The 17,563-nt window shown below is 44.7% G+C and carries 16 protein-coding genes; 14 read left to right on the top strand and 2 right to left on the bottom strand.

What is annotated here, in order from left to right:
• The first annotated feature begins 59 nt into the window (after positions 1-59).
• The 6 genes from BUQ91_RS06320 (at position 60) to BUQ91_RS06295 (ending at position 8,738) form a co-directional block, all read left to right on the top strand.
• Positions 60-668: an alpha/beta hydrolase gene (locus BUQ91_RS06320; protein ID WP_074208562.1), complete on the top strand. Its 609-nt coding sequence runs from the start codon at positions 60-62 to the stop codon at positions 666-668.
• Positions 650-1,141, top strand: a complete 492-nt coding sequence (locus BUQ91_RS06315) for a hypothetical protein (RefSeq protein WP_074208561.1) — start codon at positions 650-652, stop codon at positions 1,139-1,141. The genes BUQ91_RS06320 and BUQ91_RS06315 overlap by 19 nt, the downstream gene beginning before the upstream one ends.
• Before the next feature lie 119 nt (positions 1,142-1,260).
• Entirely contained in the window at positions 1,261-3,675 is a 2,415-nt protein-coding gene (locus BUQ91_RS06310; protein ID WP_074208560.1) for a DUF4419 domain-containing protein, read from the top strand.
• Positions 3,638-5,953 carry a DUF4419 domain-containing protein gene (locus BUQ91_RS06305; RefSeq protein ID WP_074208559.1) on the top strand — a complete coding sequence of 772 codons (2,316 nt, stop codon included), beginning with the start codon at positions 3,638-3,640 and terminating at the stop codon, positions 5,951-5,953. Before BUQ91_RS06310 ends, BUQ91_RS06305 begins: the two co-directional genes overlap by 38 nt.
• Positions 5,954-5,956: 3 nt before the next feature.
• On the top strand, positions 5,957-7,210 hold the full coding sequence (locus BUQ91_RS06300) for a hypothetical protein (RefSeq protein WP_074208558.1): 1,254 nt from the start codon (positions 5,957-5,959) through the stop codon (positions 7,208-7,210).
• A gap of 145 nt (positions 7,211-7,355) precedes the next feature.
• A complete protein-coding gene (locus tag BUQ91_RS06295; RefSeq protein WP_074208557.1) occupies positions 7,356-8,738 on the top strand; it encodes a glycoside hydrolase family 5 protein in 1,383 nt (460 codons plus the stop codon).
• A gap of 27 nt (positions 8,739-8,765) precedes the next feature.
• Here BUQ91_RS06295 and BUQ91_RS06290 read toward each other — a convergent pair whose 3' ends face one another.
• Entirely contained in the window at positions 8,766-9,914 is a 1,149-nt protein-coding gene (locus tag BUQ91_RS06290) for an iron-containing alcohol dehydrogenase (RefSeq protein WP_254842263.1), read from the bottom strand.
• Positions 9,915-9,995: 81 nt separating this feature from the next.
• Complete coding sequence (locus BUQ91_RS06285; RefSeq protein WP_074208555.1) at positions 9,996-11,447, bottom strand: aldehyde dehydrogenase family protein; 1,452 nt, start codon at positions 11,445-11,447, stop codon at positions 9,996-9,998.
• Between the two features lie 114 nt (positions 11,448-11,561).
• Between BUQ91_RS06285 and BUQ91_RS06280 the strand changes: the two genes are divergently transcribed.
• The 8 genes from BUQ91_RS06280 to BUQ91_RS06245 are packed head-to-tail and all read left to right on the top strand — an operon-like array spanning position 11,562 to position 17,557.
• On the top strand, positions 11,562-12,077 hold the full coding sequence (locus BUQ91_RS06280) for a gamma carbonic anhydrase family protein (RefSeq protein ID WP_072830468.1): 516 nt from the start codon (positions 11,562-11,564) through the stop codon (positions 12,075-12,077).
• A complete protein-coding gene (locus BUQ91_RS06275) occupies positions 12,070-13,035 on the top strand; it encodes a diacylglycerol/lipid kinase family protein (protein ID WP_074208554.1) in 966 nt (321 codons plus the stop codon). The genes BUQ91_RS06280 and BUQ91_RS06275 overlap by 8 nt, the downstream gene beginning before the upstream one ends.
• Positions 13,032-14,054: a UDP-3-O-(3-hydroxymyristoyl)glucosamine N-acyltransferase gene (locus BUQ91_RS06270; protein WP_254842262.1), complete on the top strand. Its 1,023-nt coding sequence runs from the start codon at positions 13,032-13,034 to the stop codon at positions 14,052-14,054. Before BUQ91_RS06275 ends, BUQ91_RS06270 begins: the two co-directional genes overlap by 4 nt.
• A 23-nt stretch (positions 14,055-14,077) precedes the next feature.
• Positions 14,078-14,995: a UDP-3-O-acyl-N-acetylglucosamine deacetylase gene (locus tag BUQ91_RS06265; RefSeq protein WP_074208552.1), complete on the top strand. Its 918-nt coding sequence runs from the start codon at positions 14,078-14,080 to the stop codon at positions 14,993-14,995.
• The gene (gene fabZ, locus BUQ91_RS06260) at positions 14,982-15,419 is read left to right on the top strand and encodes a 3-hydroxyacyl-ACP dehydratase FabZ (protein ID WP_074208551.1); all 438 of its coding nucleotides are present in this window, start codon (positions 14,982-14,984) and stop codon (positions 15,417-15,419) included. The genes BUQ91_RS06265 and fabZ overlap by 14 nt, the downstream gene beginning before the upstream one ends.
• A 13-nt stretch (positions 15,420-15,432) precedes the next feature.
• Positions 15,433-16,335, top strand: a complete 903-nt coding sequence (locus tag BUQ91_RS06255) for a sugar phosphate nucleotidyltransferase (RefSeq protein WP_074208550.1) — start codon at positions 15,433-15,435, stop codon at positions 16,333-16,335.
• Between the two features lie 36 nt (positions 16,336-16,371).
• The gene (locus BUQ91_RS06250; protein ID WP_072830480.1) at positions 16,372-16,728 is read left to right on the top strand and encodes a four helix bundle protein; all 357 of its coding nucleotides are present in this window, start codon (positions 16,372-16,374) and stop codon (positions 16,726-16,728) included.
• 19 nt (positions 16,729-16,747) lie between these two features.
• Positions 16,748-17,557, top strand: a complete 810-nt coding sequence (locus tag BUQ91_RS06245; protein WP_072830482.1) for an RNA methyltransferase — start codon at positions 16,748-16,750, stop codon at positions 17,555-17,557.
• Positions 17,558-17,563: the final 6 nt, after the last annotated feature.

Here is a 17,563-nt window from a genome sequence, read left to right as displayed (position 1 = left end):
CTGTTGCCATGCCTGCATAAATATTGTTATATTGCATGTTGCAAAAAAGTGAAAGTACAATGAAAACTCTCGTTATTTATGTTCACGGGAAAGGCGGCAACGCCGACGAAGCGAATCACTACAAACCTCTTTTCCCGAACTGCGATGTCATCGGTTTTGATTACAAGTCCGAAACTCCTTGGGACGCCAAAGAAGAATTCTCGTCTTATTTTGATTCCGTTTCTGCGGGCTATGACGAAGTAAGCCTGATTGCAAATAGCATCGGAGCGTTCTTCTCGATGAATGCGCTCGCAGGCAAGCGAATCAAGAACGCTTATTTCATTTCGCCGATGGTCAACTTGGAAAAGCTCATTTGCAATATGATGCTTTGGGCGAACGTCTCCGAAGATGAACTCCGCGAAAAAGGTGAAATTGCGACGAACTTTGGCGAGACGCTTTCTTGGAAATACCTTTGCTACGTGCGAGAAAATCCCATCGAATGGAATATCCCGACGCATATTTTGTATGGCTCCAATGACAATATGACCGATCTTGAAACGATGCAAGGTTTTGCTCAAAAAGTGGGCGCATCGCTCACGATTATGGATGGTGGCGAACATTGGTTCCATATCGACGAACAGATGGCTTTTTTAGACAGGTGGATTGAAAAATGTCAGAACAAACATTAACTCGCGAAAACTTAATTGAATTTTTCGGTGAACAAGAATTTGAAAAACTTTGCCGCCATGAGGCAGGCCACGCTCTAATCGCATTCCTGTTCAAGCGCCAGATTGATTACGTCAGAATCAATAATTCCAAGGAAAAACCAAGCGCTACGCGTATGCCTGGAAGCTCGCTCGATGGTGCCGCTCACATCGCTATTGCAGGCCACATGTCGGACTTCTTGATTCGTAAAAATTTCGCCTGCGACCTCGACACCGTCATGAAAGAACTCCCGATGGAGCTTTACAGGAGTGACCCTGATTACCAGAGTTTCCAGGCGGCTTGCTATTATTACCAGCTTGCCGAAACAAACGTTGTCGAACAAGTTTACAATCTCATGATGGCTTGCCAAAAGTCGCTCACCGCAATCGTTGCCGCCTTAAGCGAAAAGACGAATTTGAGTGGAGCCGACCTCGCCGCCATCATGAGCGGTAAGTAATCCCGTTTCGACCATGTCATCCTGGAGCCGAAGGCGATAGGATCCATTATTTCTTGTATCTACATTATTTTACTTTCCCTTATTAAATCTCTGCAAGGCTATGTTTTTATATTGTTGGTATGCATAGCCTTTACAAATTCCTTTTCCTCTTCCTTGCCGCATGCGTTCTCTCTTCTTGCGAACAGAAACGCGATGAGCAAGTGATTGAAATTTCTTCGAAACCGACCGAGAGTTTTGAAGGCTTTGTTCGCGACACAAGTGCTTATGCAATGGTCATCGATACGACCGTTCGTGATAGCGTATTCAATGGAAAAATCGTCCATGTAAAAAGAGGCGGCTTCGTAGAGTATTTTGCAAACGAAGCGGAGAATTTAGGAACGAACGGGCAAAAAATTTTTTATGCGTATTCCGATTCTGTGAATCCGTTTGTTAAAGGTTATTCTGAAGAACCTTCTTTCATTAATCTTGTCGCCCTTGCATACGCCAAGCATTATGCTATGGAAATAAATCCAGATGATATCTGGCTTATGATTTTGGACGGCTTCCGTCTACATGTCAAGAATAATCGCGATGCACTCAAGGACCGCTTTGTAGCTCCGGGTACTGATACTGTTGTCTCGGTTATGGATAATTCGTTGACTCTAGAATCTACGCACAAGGAATGGTTCTATACGCTCTCGGAACTGTTTGATTCATTGCAGGCGAAGTTGCCTCTAGAAACGGGCGCTCCGTTGCGAACGAAATTTTCGACGACAAGCCCTGTGGATGCAAATATTTCTCGTACGATGACGATGGCGGTGGCATCGGAATATTATTCGTATAGGGTTTCAACGCTTTGTGGAATTCCCAAAATTAAGGTGAATGGCACAAAAGAGGACTGGACTTTACTCAAGGATTCCTTTAACAGACTAGCTTCACAGTTGGATATGAAATGGTGGGCTGATGGGCTTAATCCTATTTTAGATGAGTTTATCAATATTTATGATGGCAAAATAAATCTAAAACATTGGAAAAATATTTATAAGTATTACGAACCCGAAGGTTGTGGAGCTCCTGATTTTAGTGGTTGGATTTCAAGATTCATTCCTTATACAAAAGATTTGTATTCTGATACGGAAAAATATATCAAACGCAATGATTGGAATAAAAAATTAGATGGAGAACAAGTTCCTAGGGGAATTACTTTTATAGATATCCAATGGCATTACTTTGAAGAGGTTATCCCGTTGAAACTCTACACCGGTTTTATAGGCGTGCAGGTGGATACTACGAATAATATATTGAAGGCTTCTAGAGGTTATGCTCTTGTCTCTTATGGATTGCAAAAGTTAAAAAATGTTGCACGGAATACAAAGTATATTTCTGGAAAAGCATATCGCTTGGTAGAATCTTTGGCCTTTTCGGATTCCATGAATGTTTATGGGGAAAAGGGCTTAGTCTATGCAACCAATAACGCTGACGAAATAGAGGAATTTGCTGAATTTTCTTCCTTTGATGAAGAATATCCTGAAGCCGAATCGTGGCGTAGAGAAATGGTCGGGGTTGGTGAACCCAATCTATCTATCAATTTGTACCGAGATGGCAAGCTAGTGGATCATTTGCTTTATTATGCGAAACCTCGAAAGGAAACATTCAAGGAGCGCGTACTCGATTTTTTGACTTCGGATTATGATGGCGCTATGCTCTCGTTGCAGGGCGTTGGGCGATGGAAAAAGCCTGCTGCAATCAAGAATTTTTTCAAGGAACGCGATATTCCTATAAGTGGAACTGTCCATGAATTTGAAAATGAAAAATCTCTCCCGAAATTGAATGTCGAAATTTTTGTGGATTCGGTTTTCCTTAAGGAAGGGAAATCTCTTAGAGATGGTCTAGAAATGCGTGCTTTTAAAACAGGAATTGTCCGAGCGATGAATAATTCTATGGGCTGGCGACTCAAAAGGTTGTTGTATCGCTATTATAAAGAAAATTTTAATTTATCTGGTCTTGCCTTATTGTCGTATAAGGATGATGGTTCGACTGCAAGTACTGCGTTTCGCAAGGGTAAAAATAAGGCTTTTGATAAAGAATTTCATGATATTTTGTATTACGGATGGATGCCGCCGAAAGTCCGTACGGATGTCGGCAATGAAGAAATCGCTCAAGATATTATCGATTTTGTCAGGATTCATCTTGCTTTTACAAGGGATTACCGCATGGTTTGTAAGGAGAATGGGCGAAATGCTAAAGATTCTGTCGATATTGTCGGAGCGCCGGATGTAAAGAAAGATCTTTGTAACGAGATTACGTTCTCGAAAGACCTTGCGACTGGCGGTGTTGTCCGCTATGAATGTATAGAATACAATAAAAAAGTGAAGTACGGGGAACGCTCTGAAGAAATCGAACCGAGACATACAAACGTCCGCTTTAACAAGTATGACGCTGTGTATGATGGCGGCCTCCCGATTTCGCAAGTCGTAAAACTTAAAATTCCGCCATGCTTTGTAGAAGAAAAACTCAATGAAGAAAAAAAATACAATGAAGATTTCCGTTTCTAAATTCCTTTTCCTCGTCCTTACCGCATGCGTTCTGCTCTCCTGCGAACAGGAACGTGATAATGTTCCCGAAAATTCGTCGAGACTCGTAAAAGAAAATGCGAGCTTTGTCCGTGATACGAGTGCGTACGTGATGGTTGTAGATACAGCCGTTCACGACAGTGCCATCAATGGCGAATTGATTCCAATAAATCAAGGTGGTTTTACTGAATATTTTAAAGGCTATTCGCAAGAAGGAACGAATGCGAAAAAGATGTTTTATGCGTATTCGGATTCCACAAGTCCTTTTATTAGGGAATCGTCTTCTATGGAAATGGCCTTTATAAATGTGGTGGAACGTGCGTATGCTGATCATAATTCCATAGAAATAAATCCTGACGATATATGGCTTACAATTTTGGATGGCATTCGACTCCATGTAAAAAGCAACCGTGATTCGTTGAAAGAACGCTTTGTGTCACCGGGGACAGATACTGCCATTGCAATCGTGAATAACTCCCTTTCGTGGGATACTACGTATGAAAAATGGCATGGCGTTATTGCGGATTTGTTTGATTCTCTGCAAATGAAAATGCCTGTAGAAACAGGAGAACCGCTGAATATTAAATTCTCGACGACGAATCCAATTGATTACAACGTATCTCGTTCTATGGTGATGGCGGTAGCGTCGGAATATTACACTTATACCTTGATTGAATCTTGTGGAATTCCGAAAATTAAGGTGAATGGTACGAAATTGGATTGGAGCTTGCTTAAGGATTCTTTTAACAAACTTGCTTCACGATTGGATTTGGAATGGTGGGCGAAAGAGTTGAATCCTGTTCTGGATGAGTTTATCAATATTTTTGATGGAAAAATCAATTTAAGCCATTGGAAAAATATCTATAAGTATGTTGAATCTGATGATTGCGGAACAGATCCGGTTAATGGTTGGATTACCAAATTTTATCCTTATATAGGCCGTGATAACCTAGAACGTCGTACGAATTGGAATGAAGGCGTTGATTATTATGATGTCCCGATGGGGTTGACGGATGTTGACGTTAATTGGATTTATTATGGTAAGAAAATTCCTTTGAAAATTTATACGGGTTTCGTCGGAATTCAGGTCGATACAACGAGAAATATGCTGAAAGCTTCTCGTGGATACGCACTCATGTCTTATTGCGGTTGGTGCGATATGAAATCTATTGCAAAGAATATCAAATATATTCCTGGAAAACCGCTGCGATTACACGAGTCTTTGGCAATCTCGGATTCTATTGATGTCTATAATGCGCAGGGATTGGCTTATGCGACAAACAATCCGAAAGAAATTGAAAACTTTGCCGTTGCATCATCGTTCAAAAAAGAAACGGATGAATCATACGATACTTATGAAATTAGAGGAAAAATTGCTGACTCCGAACCGATTTGTGTAATTAACTTATATAAAAGAGGAAAAATTATAGAACATTTGAGCCTGTATAAACAGCTGAACAAAAAATATGTTGTTCTTTTACAGAATATCGGGGTTCTGAATGATTCTCTGTCTTTGGAAACTTTTCTTAAGGAACGCCATGTTTCCTTGGGGGATGAGTTTAATGAATTTACAAATGATAAGAATATCCCCAAATTAGATGTAGAGGTCTTTGTTGATTCTTTTGAACATAAAGATGGTAACGTTATTGGTGGAGAATTTTATTACAAGTTTAAAAGACCGGATTTCGATGGGGCTTTCGTTTGGTTGTTGAAAAAGGCCTTTTATAAGCACTATAAAAAAGATTTTAATTTATCGGTTGATGCAAAACTTGTGTATGGCGAAAATGGGCAAGTTGTAAATGTTATTATGAATACAAAGCATCCTAAGTACAAAGCTTTTTTAGAAGATGTTAAGGACGCTCTTTATTACGTATGGGATAGTCCCAAAATAGATAATGACGGAGTTGGCAATTTTATTATAAAATCAATGAAATTGCATTTATCCTTTTCAAGAAAATACCGCATGGCCTGTAAGCAGAATGGACAATCCGCGAAAGATTCTGTTGAGTTTGTGGGGTATTCAAATGTACGAAAGGATCTTTGCAGTGAAATCATTTTTACGAAAGATCTTGCCACAGGTGGTGTGAATCATTATGAATGTAATGAGTTTAATAAGGGATTTCGACGATTAAAAAATAAAATCATTCCTGTTTTTACTAATTATAGTTTTGATCGGTCATACGCAGTGAATTTTCGCAATTTTCCGTTGTCGCAGGTTATAAAACTCAAAATTCCGCCTTGCTTTGTGGAAGAAAAATAGATTATGCATCGTTTTTACAAATTCTTTTTCCTCGTCCTCGCTGCATGTGTTCTGCTCTCTTGCGAACAGAAACACGATGAAGTTTCTATAGATTTTATTCCTGGCAAACCGCGACTTTTGCAAGAATCTTTAGCGCTTGCAGATTCTATGGTCGTATATAATGCACAGGGCTTGGCCTACACAACGAATAGCTTGAAGGAAATCGAGAAATTTGCGAAGGCAACTGTGCTTGATGAAGAATATGTTGAATATGATAGAAGTCTCAGATATGTTTCTGAAGATGAAGCGAATTTATCTGTTAGCTTATTTCAAAAAGGGAAACTGATTGATTATTTGTTCTACTATGAAAATCCTTATTCTGGGGATACTGTGTTTGATGGCGTTGTATATTCGTTACAAGGTAGCGGCAGAATGAAAAAAATGGATCCTGTTTATGCGTTTTTCAAGGAACGAAAAATTTCTACAGAGGGTGAAACGGCGGAATTCAATACCCGCCCGAATCTACCCGTGTTGAATGTGGATATATACGTTGATACATTCGAACTTAAAGAAGGGAAAAATCTTGGTGACTCCTTGAGCCCGCGTGAATTTGAAACGGGACTCATCCAGAGTATAAAAAAGCCTTGTGGTTGGCGGCTTGAACGAGCTCTCAAACGATATTATAAAGATGGCTTTAATCTTTCTGTTGATGCTACGATTACATTTGGCGATAGCGGTCGCGTTACGAATGTCTCGATGAACACGGAACATTCCGAGTATAAGGATTTTTTGGAAGAAGTTAAGTCCATTTTATATTATGCCTGGATGCCGCCAACGGTGCAAACTCGTCTTATGGATCCGCTTCCTTGTATGTATTTCTCTGATAATTTGCCTCCGGAATTACAATCACGGAATGTTTGGAGTTATGTCGTTGCACAAGAAATTGTCAAGTCAGAAAAGGTTCATCTTTCGTTTTCTAGAGAATATTTCCGAATGGAATGTAAGGGAGAGAAAAGTGAAAATGATTCTGTTGAGATTGCCGGCTATTCTGACATCATCAAAGAACATTGTGATGAAATCCGATTTACGAAGGACTTTGCTACGAGCGGAATTAATTATTTGGAATGTATAAAAATAGAGCCGCTATTCACTAAAAAGCCGATTAAATTTCCGACAATATACACGTTGTTTGATCGATATCATGCTATGTACGTCAAAGAAGACTTATCTTTAAATCAAGTCGTGACTCTCAAAATCCCGGCTTGCTTTGAGCCTTAGCTAACACCTCATTTGACAAATCGTCAATGCTTTTCTGCTTACATTTTGCGATTTAGCCCATCATTGATATATATTTAAATTCGGTGTTATGGTCTTTCGTTGTTTGGGGATAAAACGCGAATGGCATAGAACCAAAGGATTAACTATGTTGAAACAGCACATTCGCGTTGCTGCTCTTTGCAGCGCGTTCTCTTTTGCATTAGCGTCAAATTCCTTCGCGGCAGATTTGCCGACGGCAAACGAAATGTTTGCCAAGATGGGCTTTGGCATAAACATCGGGAACACGATGGAAGTTCCAGGGAATCCGACGGGGTGGGGCAACAAGTTCCCGACCGAGGCGTATATTGATTCGGTCAAGGCGGCGGGTTTCAGCACGATTCGCATTCCTTGCGCTTGGGATAGCCATGCGAGTAACGGAGTCATCAACAAAAGTTGGATGGATTCGGTGCAGACGGTGGTGGATATGTGCATGCGCGCGGGGCTCGTGACGGTTCTCAATATCCATTGGGATGGCGGCTGGCTCGAAGAAAACTTGAAGGATGCCAAGAAGGATGAGGTGAACGCTAAGCAGAAATCTTATTGGACGCAAATCGCAACGCACTTCAAAAACTATAACGAAAATTTGCTTTTCGCCAGTGCAAACGAGCCCGCGACAACAGACGATAATTACAAGCACGAAACTGAAATTTTGATGGTTTATCATCAGACGTTCGTGGATGCAGTGCGTGCGACAGGCGGCAATAACGCAAGCCGTACGCTCGTGATTCAGGGCCCTTCGACAAGCATCGACCGCACGAGTGAAGTGATGCCTGTGAGCAAACTCCCGAAGGATGTAATCGCGAACCGCCTGATGGTCGAAGTGCATTTTTATGACCCTTATACTTACACGCTCATGAACGATATTGCAGATTGGGGCGCTCAAGTCTATCCGCAGTATTACTGGGGCGACGACCTTGCGACAGGTGCGGATATCGTGCATAACTGCGGCTACAACGCTTGGGCAGGTGCCATGGGCGACAAGTGCACCAGCGCCCAGATTCAGGATCAGTTCGGCAAGATGAAAAAGAACTTTGTCGATAAGGGCGTGCCTGTGATTATCGGCGAGTTCGGTGCGAATGACCGCGTGGGGGTGTTGACGGGTGACAATTATGCGAAACACCGCAAGGGCCGCCTCGCTTATTACGAAGCCGTGATGAAACTTGCAAAACAAAACAAGGTCGTGCCGATTGCTTGGGATACCGGTCACGAAGGCGAAAACAACATGACGATTATCCGCAGGCAGTCTGCTCCGGACGGCTCCGTGTTTGACAAGGACGTCCTGAACATCATGCGTCATGCGTACGGCCTTGACGATTACGTGAACAACGGCATTACGCACGTCGAAAACTTCAAGACCGATGACGGAAAGACTGGAATTGGGGTGATGCGTCCACGTCCGGTGCAGTCCCGCAGCTTGCGCTCTTCCCATACTTACGACTTGCTCGGCAAGCAGAACCCGCAGGCGCGTGTCGTGAAAGTGAAGAAGTAAGAAACGCCCCATGCGGGGCATTTCTTGTTATGGATTACCTTTCACAATGCGGTAAAGCTCTTCGAGCTCCTTTGCATTTAAAATCTTAGGTACAGGGTAAAGCGGATTTGCTTCTTTGCTGGCCGATTTCGCAAGAGTCGGGATGTCTTCGGTTTGGATGACGTCCAAAAATTTTGGAATGTTCATGGAACGGTTGAGTTCGCGGATTTGTGTGATGAACAGTGTTGATGCTTCGTGATTGTCTATTTCGGCGGGCACGGCACCAATCGCTTTCGCGAAAAATCCAAGGCGTTTTTCGGCGGCTTCACCATAGTATTTTAGGACATGCGGTAAAATAACTGCGTTTGCAAGGCCATGCGGCGTGTGGTACATACCGCCAAGGCTATGAGCAATGGCGTGAACGTAACCGACATAGGCTCGTGTGAATGCGAAGCCTGCAAGGTATGAAGCCTTTTGCAAGTTTTCTCTTGCCTTGATGTTGTGCCCGTTGGTATAGGCATTCTGGATGTTCTCGATGATGAGACGGCCTGCAATAATGGCCGCTTCGGCGCTTCCGTTAAAATTGCTGTAGCCGATGTACGCTTCGATGGCGTGCGTGAGCGCGTCCATGCCTGTTGTTGCTGTCAGGTGAGGCGGTAAATCGAGCGTGATGTTTGCATCGAGAATCGCAAGGCGCGGAATCAGAACAAAGTCGTTAATCGGATACTTTTCGTGTGTTTGCGGATTTGAAATGACTGCGGCTACAGTTGCTTCGCTCCCGGTGCCTGCAGTTGTGGGAATGGCTACAAGGTACGGAATCTTGCGTAAAACGCGTAATGTCCCGCGCATCCATGAAATCGGTGTCCATGGCCTTGCAATGTGAATACCGACACCTTTTGCGCAATCAATTGCAGAACCGCCGCCAAAAGCTACTAGTCCCTTGCATTTATTTTTCTTGTAAATGCGCGTGGCGTCTTTGATGTTGTCTATAGTCGGGTTGGGTATGGTCCCGTTGTAAATGGCGTAGCCAATATTTGCTTCTTCCAAATACTTTTTGATGTTTTGGAAATGCTCTGTTTGCTCAAGAATTGTGTCCGTGACAAGAAGGACTTTGCCTATATTGTGAGCTTTGAGGTGGTTGGGGAGCTCGCGTAAACGCCCTGCGCCATGAACGATTTGCGGTTCGCGCCAAGGCATAAAATGGACGCCTACAAAAAACACTTTTTGAAAAGCTCGACATGCGAATCTATAAAGTATGGATGCCATGGTAAACCTTTGCTACATTGACTTGATGAATCGCAAAGCTTTCTCTGCGAGTCCCTGAATCTTGGAATGTAAATCGCCCAAGTTTTTTCCATAAGGCGGATGGAAGAATGTGACGACGTCAAGGCCTTTCTGTCGCATGATATTGCGTTCGTGGCTAAACGTCTTGAATCCGTAAAAGCCGTGGTAATTGCCGGTTCCGCTCATGCCGACACCACCAAAAGGTACATCTAAATTCTCGATTTGAATAATCGTATTGTTGACGCACGAAGAGCCCGATGTCGTATGGCTTAAAACATAGTCGATTTCACGTTTGTTTGTACCGAAAATGTATAGCGCCAGCGGTTTCGGGCGACTTTGAACAAACTGGATAGCCTCTTCGAGAGTGTTGTATGACACAATCGGGAGTATCGGTCCGAAAATCTCGCTTTTCATGATTTCCATGTCGGGCGTGACATTTGTGAGAACCGTAATAGGTGTGTAACAATTTTCAATATCGCTTACGCCTCCGATGACTTGCGTTGCACCTTTAGCTATGGCGTCTTTAATGAGTGCTGCATGGCGTTCTGTTGCACGCCTGTCGACGATGTGGACAAAGTCTTTACATTCGTGGCGCTTTGCATCGGTATCTCCGAACATGCGCTTGATTTCACTTGCAAAAGCTTCTGCAAGTTCATGCACTTTATCTTGCGGACAAAGTGCGTAATCCGGTGCTATGCATGTTTGGCCTGCGTTCAGCGTTTTACCCCAAGCAATCTGCTTGATATGTCGCTTGATGTTTGCTTTCGGGAGTATAATTGCAGGAGACTTTCCACCGAGTTCCAGCGTAATGCTTGCGTGATTCTTGGCGGCCATTTCTGCAATGTGTGCGCCAACGTTTGGACTTCCGGTAAAGAAAATATGGTCGAAAGGAAGTGCTAGTAGTTTATCACCAATTTCAGAACCGTTGCCTTCGATGATGGCAATTTCGTTTTCGGGAAATGTATCTGCAAAAAGTTTCGCTAAAAATGCGCTTACATGCGGAGTCTTGCGAGAAGGCTTTGCCATAATGACATTGCCAGCTGCAATGGCAGAAATAATCGGGTTTACAAGTAACAGATACGGATAGTTCCACGGCGAAAAAATGAGCACGCGTCCCTTGGGCTCGTAATGGAGAACACTTTTAGATGTCGGCAAAAAGAACACGCGGCTTGCCTTTTTGTCTTTCATCCAGCGCTTCAAATGGCTAATGTTGTAATCAATTTCTTCGATGATGGGGAATACTTCACTAAGCCACGCCTCGAATTTGGGCTTGTGAAAGTCCAACCAAACGGCATTGTAAAAGTAGACTTGCCTTTGGATTACGGCGGCGCGGAGCTTTTTTAACTTTTTTATGCGCTCCTTGGCTGTCGTTTGCGCAATTTTCCAGCGATTTTGGCCTTGCGCTTCGAAAATTCTTTCAATGTCCATTTCTTGTATTTCGTTCATACTCAATAAGATAGAACTTATTGTTTAAAATGTCGATTTTTGGGCGGTAAAAAACAAAGCTTTTTTAAAAGTCTATTGATTTCTTTTGTGCATGTATTTTTATAAATTGGAACTATGGGTTCCTTAATTAAATATAAAGGCAAAGTCCCCCAGGTGGGTGAACGGGTCTTTTTGGCCGAAGGCGCTTGCTTGGTTGGCGATGTGAAAGTCGGCGATGATTCGTCGGTATTTTACAATGCTGTCATTCGTGCGGACCTTGCTGAAATAAAAATTGGTAAGCGTACAAACATTCAGGATAATGTGTGTATCCACGTGTCCACGGGTGTTGGCGTGAGCATTGGCGACGAGGTGACTGTTGGCCATGGTGCGGTGCTTCACGGATGCACGATTGAGGATAACGTTCTCATTGGCATGGGGGCCATTCTCATGGATGGATCGCATATCAAAAAGAATTGTATTATCGGAGCAGGGGCTCTTGTAACGCATGGTAAGGAATTCCCGGAAGGGTCGCTTGTAATGGGCGCTCCAGCGCATGTTGTCAGAACGTTGACGACAGACGAACTCAAAAACGTAAAGATTGGCGTGGAACACTACTTGGACGCAAAGGATGAACTTTTAAAAGATGTATAAGTTCTTTTTCCTGATTAATCCGGTGAGTGGAGGTGGACAAGGAAAGGTTATCCATAAGTTCCTTCCTGAAATTATGGAGTCGATGGATTTTAAATCCGACGATTGGAAGGCTGAATTTACACGTAAAGAAGGGATGGATGAACAAATCCTGAATGCCCTTGCTTCGACGGAAACACTTATTGCTGTTGGTGGCGACGGAACGGTTTCGTCGGTGTTTTCGATTATGCTTTCGTCTGAATATGCAAGTCGAGTGCAGATAGGACTTATCCCGCTTGGCACAGGGAACGATCTTGCTCGCGTGCTTGGACTGTACAAGCTTTTTGTAGACAGAGGACTTTTGTATCTGGTTCGTAGGCTTTTGCTTGCCAAGTCGAGACCGTTCGATATTTGGATGGTGAACGGCAAGTATGCGCTTGCAAATTATTTCTCGGCAGGCATTGATGCGCGTATTGCACATGATTTTAATCATGACCGTGCAACGGGTGTGATTTCTTCGAATTCTGTTGTTGCAAATAAATTGCATTACGTCAAGCGATTCTTTGCTGATAGAGCTTATTATTTAAAGAGCGGCCGCATTTCAATGATTGACCGCGATTCTGAATTTGTTGAAAATATGGACTTGACGGGCCATAAAACGGTCATTGTCGGGAATATCCCGAGCTTTGCCAGTGGCGCAAATCCATTTTTTAAATCGGACATGGCCGACGGTTATCTAGAAGTTGTCTGTGTGCCGAATATGTTGAATTTCTTGCTTGCAATTGCAATGGGCGGCGTCCCTGTTTTGGGCTACTTTTTGAAAAAGTATTTGCTCAAGTCTCGCAAAGTGCGTTCATTGACTCTTGATCTAGCTGACAATGAGTATATCCAGCTCGATGGAGAAGATTTGAGCGGTAAAGTTGGCAGTCGTGTAAAGATTGACTTTGCCACTCAAGTACGCATGCTTTCGTTGGAGGAATGATGCTTTCGGTAAAACTATCGGAAGTTTTTGAACAAATGAACTTAAAGAAGCCTTCGGATGAGGGCTCTTTGAATTTTGAACTGACTGGTTTTTCTTCGCTCGACCAAGCGGGGCCGCATGATGTCTCGTTCTGGACTGGCGATGCCAAGACGGAAACGGGGCTTGCAGGGAATGCTGGTGGCGTAAGTGCAAGCGCTTTTGCGGGCGTTACGGCGGGACTGTTATTTGTCCCGAATTTATACGAAAAGTATTGCGTGAATGGTCGTTCGGAGCTCTTGCCGAATGTGCATTTTGTATGCCCGGTCGAAAATCCGTACCATGCAATGGTGACGTTCATGAAAGAATTTGTTGAACGTCGTGAAACATTTGAACCGAGAAAAATTGCGGCGTCTGCGCAGGTTCATGCTTCGGCGGTAATCGAGGGCGTGGTGGGCGAGAACGCTGTTATTGGCCCGAATTGTGTTGTGATGAATGGCGCTACGATTGGTGCAGGCACGGTTCTTGAAGCGAATGTGACCGTCTATCCGCGCGTGACGATTGGCGAAGATTGCGTGTTCCAGGCAGGCGTTGTCGTGGGACCTCGCGGTTTTGGATTTTACGAGTATCAAGGTAAACGTCGTATGGTTCCGCACTTGGCGGGGGTCCGCATCGGAAACCGCTGTAGCTTCAGTGCAAACGATGTTGTTGCTGCTGGTTTTATTTCGCCAACAGTAATTGGTGATGATTGCCATTTTGATACGTTCGTGCAAGTGGCGCATAACTGCCGTCTCGGTAACAATATCATGATGGCTTCGCAGTCTGGAGTGGCTGGTTCTGTTGTGATGGAAGATGATGTGGAGTTTGCTGGCGGCGTGCAGTCGGCAGGGCATCTGACGATTGGAAAGGGCGTGAAAGTTGCAGCCAAGGCTGGTGTGACCAAGAGCCTCAAGGCGGGCAAGGTTTACGCTGGCTACCCGGCCGAAGAAATCGATGTGTGGCGCCGCTCTGTCGTGAAACTCCGAATGATGGGGAAGAAATAATTTTATAAATTCCCGTTATCTAAATGAAAAAAGATTCTCGTAAATTTTCGCATGAATGCGAATTTAATTCTGCGTCTCTGTCTTACGGCAAGGCGAACGTAAAAATTGAAGTCCAGGAGTACAATCCGCAACTGGAGCCTCGCGTCGAATGGCGCGTGGGCGGTCATCCTTTTTACAGTACCGATTGCGTGAAGTGCTTTGCTGATTTGAAGTTCAGCGTGGCCCGTACCGCAATTTATGAATCGGGCGAAAGTACAAATGCGTTGAAACTTGCGTCTCCGGAACACCTTGCACCTGTTTTTTTGATGTGGCCGTCTCGCCGCTTTGTGGTGGATGTCTCTTGCAATGAAAAAAGTGACAACGGTTTTGCGGCAGAAATTCCTTTGATGGATGGTAGTGCGCTTCCGTTCTTTTTGGCGCTCCGCCGAAATGTGGGCGTTCCCGAAGAACTTGCGTTTTACGATGCTCCGGTGCATGCTGAATGGGATTTGTTCCGCACGGATCGCCATGATTCCAAACCTTACGGTTCCGTGAAAATTACACCGAGCGAAACGTTCGAAGTGGAATACGTTTTAGAGCGTAACGATGGCGTGTGCAATTTTACGTCTGCGGCAAGCGTTTCGATTTATTCAGCAGAGCATTTGTACAATGTCTTTGCTGCGAGAACTTTTATTTTAAAAAACGAATTTGACGAAGCCCGCAAAGCAGGGTTGCTTGGCGGGGTGGATGAATCCTGTGGGCTCTTGCTCGACGATTCTGCGGCGGCGAATGCCTCGTTTAGAGTTGCCGAAGAACCTGCTCGTCATAAAATCCTCGACTTGTTGGGAGACCTTTGCTTTGCAAAACCCGCACTCCCGAAAGTTCGTCTGGAAATCATTAACGGTGGTCATTTGAGCCACAGAACAATCTTAGAAAAGGTATTGCCCTATGCTTTACAATGAAGAACAAGTACATGCCCTCCTCCCTCAGAAGGCTCCGTTTGCTTTCGTGGACGAAATTCAGGAAATCACCGAAGGTGACCAATCGTCTATCGTTGCTGTTTGGCACGTGACGGGCAAGGAAAAGTTCTTTGATGGACATTTCCCGAACAATCCGGTGCTTCCGGGCGTGATTCAGATTGAATCCATGGCTCAGGCTGCAACGCTTTTGACGATGATCGCGAAGAAGGCCGATGTCGAAGGCAAGCGCCCGGCATTCATGGGTGTCGAAAACTGCCGTTTCCGCGCTCCGGTGATTCCGCCGCAGGACTTGACGCTCAAGGCTACGCTTGTGATGGCTCGTCATGGCATCTACAAGTACACTGGCGAAATCTGGCAGGGCGAAACGCTTATCTGCAACGCCTCCTTTAGCGCTGCAATGGTCTAATTAAGGCTGTGTTATGACGCGAGCTGATGATAAATTGAATGTGTTGATTTTAGCGGCGGGGCTTGGCACAAGGCTGAGACCTTTGACGTCGGAAATCCCGAAGCCGTTGGTTCGCGTTTATGACAAGAGCATTCTCGAAATCCAGATGGAGCGGGCGAAGTCGCTTGGCGATGTTCGCTTGCACGCGAATGCGCATTATCTGGCCGACCAGATTGTAAGTGAAGGCGAACGCCTTGGCTTCGAAAAAGTCTGGGTCGAAACGCCAGAAATCCTCGGGACTGCAGGCCCGTTGCGCCGGATTTATGCGGCGGGGTATCGCGGTGGTCTCTTGATTATGAATGGCGACGCGTACTGCAATTTTGACTTGGGTGCGTTTGTGCGGAATGCACGAGCTGCATACGAGGCGGGGAAGGCTGATGGCTCGAACCACTGTGAGGCGGCGCTCCTGGCGGTCGATTTTCCGAAGGTGAATACGTTCCGCGTGGGTGCTGATGGTTGCCTTGCAGGCGTTGCCGGGCGTTTCGGTGCCGATACAGGAACGGCAGCGACATTCTCTGGAATTTCGTGGTATAGCGATGAGGCTTTGTCTCGGATTCGCGATGGCGAGTTCGATATCCGTGAATTTTGGAAACAGGAAATTGCTGCAGGCCGTGCGCCGTTTGTCGACATGTCGCAGTTGCATGCTACGTGGATTGATATGGGTTCGCCCGAAGGTCTCATGGCTGCTGTGGAAGCGCGCTTGGCGGAATGTGGCCGCGACAAGAATGAAGCGGTTGTGGAACCTGGAGTTGTAATTCCAGACGGTGTGAAAATCGCTCATTCTGTGATTTTTAAAGGTGCCGAAATTCAACCTGGCGAGACCATCGAAAACGAAATCCGCGGAAAAGGATTTAAGTGGGTAGTCAGTGGTCAATAGTCATTGGTCAATAGATAATTGCAAGGAAATAGTTTTATGAGCAACTTTAAAAATTTACTTGTTTGGCAAAAGGCTATTGAATTAACAGTAGATGTTTATTCATTGACAAAATCATTTCCTAAAGAAGAAATGTATGGACTAGTTTCACAGATAAGACGATGTGCTGTTTCTGTACCTAGTAATATAGCTGAGGGTCAAGCTAGAAAGTATCACCAGCAATTTGCTCATTTTTTATCAATTGCTCAAGGATCTTTGGCGGAATTAGAGACTCAAATGATTATATCTAAGAAGCTAGGTTATATTGTTGACGAATTAAGTGAGCTGCTTGAAAAAATTCATTCAATAGGCAAAATGCTTACAAAGCTCAAACAAAATATAACCAATGACCAATAACTAATGACTAATAACTAATATGCGTAAATTTAGAGTAGTACTTGTTGAACCGGAACACCCGCACAATGTGGGTTTTGTCGCACGAGCCATGCATTGCTATGCATTGCCGGAACTTTATATTGTCTATCCGAAGCGCGACAAAGTCTTGGACAAATCTTACCATACGGCCGCCAATAGCCATGATATTCTGGATAACGCAAAAGTAGTCCACAAGTTCGAAGATGCCATTGGCGATTGCTCTTGCGCTGTTGCTTATAGCCGCCGCATTTTTGCAAGCTCCATCAAGCATACGATGGTGCAGAACTTGTCTGATATGCTTCCGGAAGATGGAACGATTGCACTCGTGTTCGGTCGTGAATCTTGCGGGCTTGCGCTTGAAGAAGTGAATGCTTGCACGTACCAGTGCGAAATTCCGGTGCCGGGACTCATGAGTTTGAATCTTGGACAGGCGGTCTCGATTAGCTTGTACGAGCTTTGCCGTTCCGGGGCACTCGCGAACGGCGAGGGCCGCGCGAAGCGCACAACGCGAGGCGTTGCCGAAACGGGTCCTGCAACCATTCAGCAGATTGACGGCTTCAAGAAGTTCCTCGACCGCTATCTCACGGGCCAGTATCATGATCAGGCTTGGCGCGATAGCTTCCTCAACACGCTCTTGCAGCGCTTGCACCCGACGCGTAACGAACTTTCTGCATTGTTCGGCTTGCTCCGCAATTTGGCAGGCAAGCCCGCTCGCTTGGAACATGCTGCTGAAAAGGCTGCAAAGCAGGCCGCGCAGAATGCAGAACAGGCTGATGCGCCGAAAGCTGAAAACTCTAAGAAGTCCAAGTAGTACTAC

The organism is Fibrobacter sp. UWB11 (assembly GCF_900143015.1).
Lineage (GTDB): Bacteria > Fibrobacterota > Fibrobacteria > Fibrobacterales > Fibrobacteraceae > Fibrobacter.
The sequence above is the reverse complement of the archived record's forward strand: the minus strand, read 5'-3'. Positions and strand labels throughout refer to the sequence as shown.

Excerpts from the sequence above, each read along its gene's own strand:
- BUQ91_RS06320 (WP_074208562.1), top strand. The coding sequence starts at position 60 with ATGAAAACTCTCGTTATTTATGTTCACGGGAAAGGCGGCAACGCCGAC.
- BUQ91_RS06315 (WP_074208561.1), top strand. The coding sequence starts at position 650 with ATGTCAGAACAAACATTAACTCGCGAAAACTTAATTGAATTTTTCGGT.
- BUQ91_RS06310 (WP_074208560.1), top strand. The coding sequence starts at position 1,261 with ATGCATAGCCTTTACAAATTCCTTTTCCTCTTCCTTGCCGCATGCGTT.
- BUQ91_RS06305 (WP_074208559.1), top strand. The coding sequence starts at position 3,638 with ATGAAGAAAAAAAATACAATGAAGATTTCCGTTTCTAAATTCCTTTTC.
- BUQ91_RS06300 (WP_074208558.1), top strand. The coding sequence starts at position 5,957 with ATGCATCGTTTTTACAAATTCTTTTTCCTCGTCCTCGCTGCATGTGTT.
- BUQ91_RS06295 (WP_074208557.1), top strand. The coding sequence starts at position 7,356 with ATGTTGAAACAGCACATTCGCGTTGCTGCTCTTTGCAGCGCGTTCTCT.
- BUQ91_RS06290 (WP_254842263.1), bottom strand. The coding sequence starts at position 9,914 with ATGCCTTGGCGCGAACCGCAAATCGTTCATGGCGCAGGGCGTTTACGC.
- BUQ91_RS06285 (WP_074208555.1), bottom strand. The coding sequence starts at position 11,447 with ATGAACGAAATACAAGAAATGGACATTGAAAGAATTTTCGAAGCGCAA.
- BUQ91_RS06280 (WP_072830468.1), top strand. The coding sequence starts at position 11,562 with ATGGGTTCCTTAATTAAATATAAAGGCAAAGTCCCCCAGGTGGGTGAA.
- BUQ91_RS06275 (WP_074208554.1), top strand. The coding sequence starts at position 12,070 with ATGTATAAGTTCTTTTTCCTGATTAATCCGGTGAGTGGAGGTGGACAA.
- BUQ91_RS06270 (WP_254842262.1), top strand. The coding sequence starts at position 13,032 with ATGATGCTTTCGGTAAAACTATCGGAAGTTTTTGAACAAATGAACTTA.
- BUQ91_RS06265 (WP_074208552.1), top strand. The coding sequence starts at position 14,078 with ATGAAAAAAGATTCTCGTAAATTTTCGCATGAATGCGAATTTAATTCT.
- fabZ (WP_074208551.1), top strand. The coding sequence starts at position 14,982 with ATGCTTTACAATGAAGAACAAGTACATGCCCTCCTCCCTCAGAAGGCT.
- BUQ91_RS06255 (WP_074208550.1), top strand. The coding sequence starts at position 15,433 with ATGACGCGAGCTGATGATAAATTGAATGTGTTGATTTTAGCGGCGGGG.
- BUQ91_RS06250 (WP_072830480.1), top strand. The coding sequence starts at position 16,372 with ATGAGCAACTTTAAAAATTTACTTGTTTGGCAAAAGGCTATTGAATTA.
- BUQ91_RS06245 (WP_072830482.1), top strand. The coding sequence starts at position 16,748 with ATGCGTAAATTTAGAGTAGTACTTGTTGAACCGGAACACCCGCACAAT.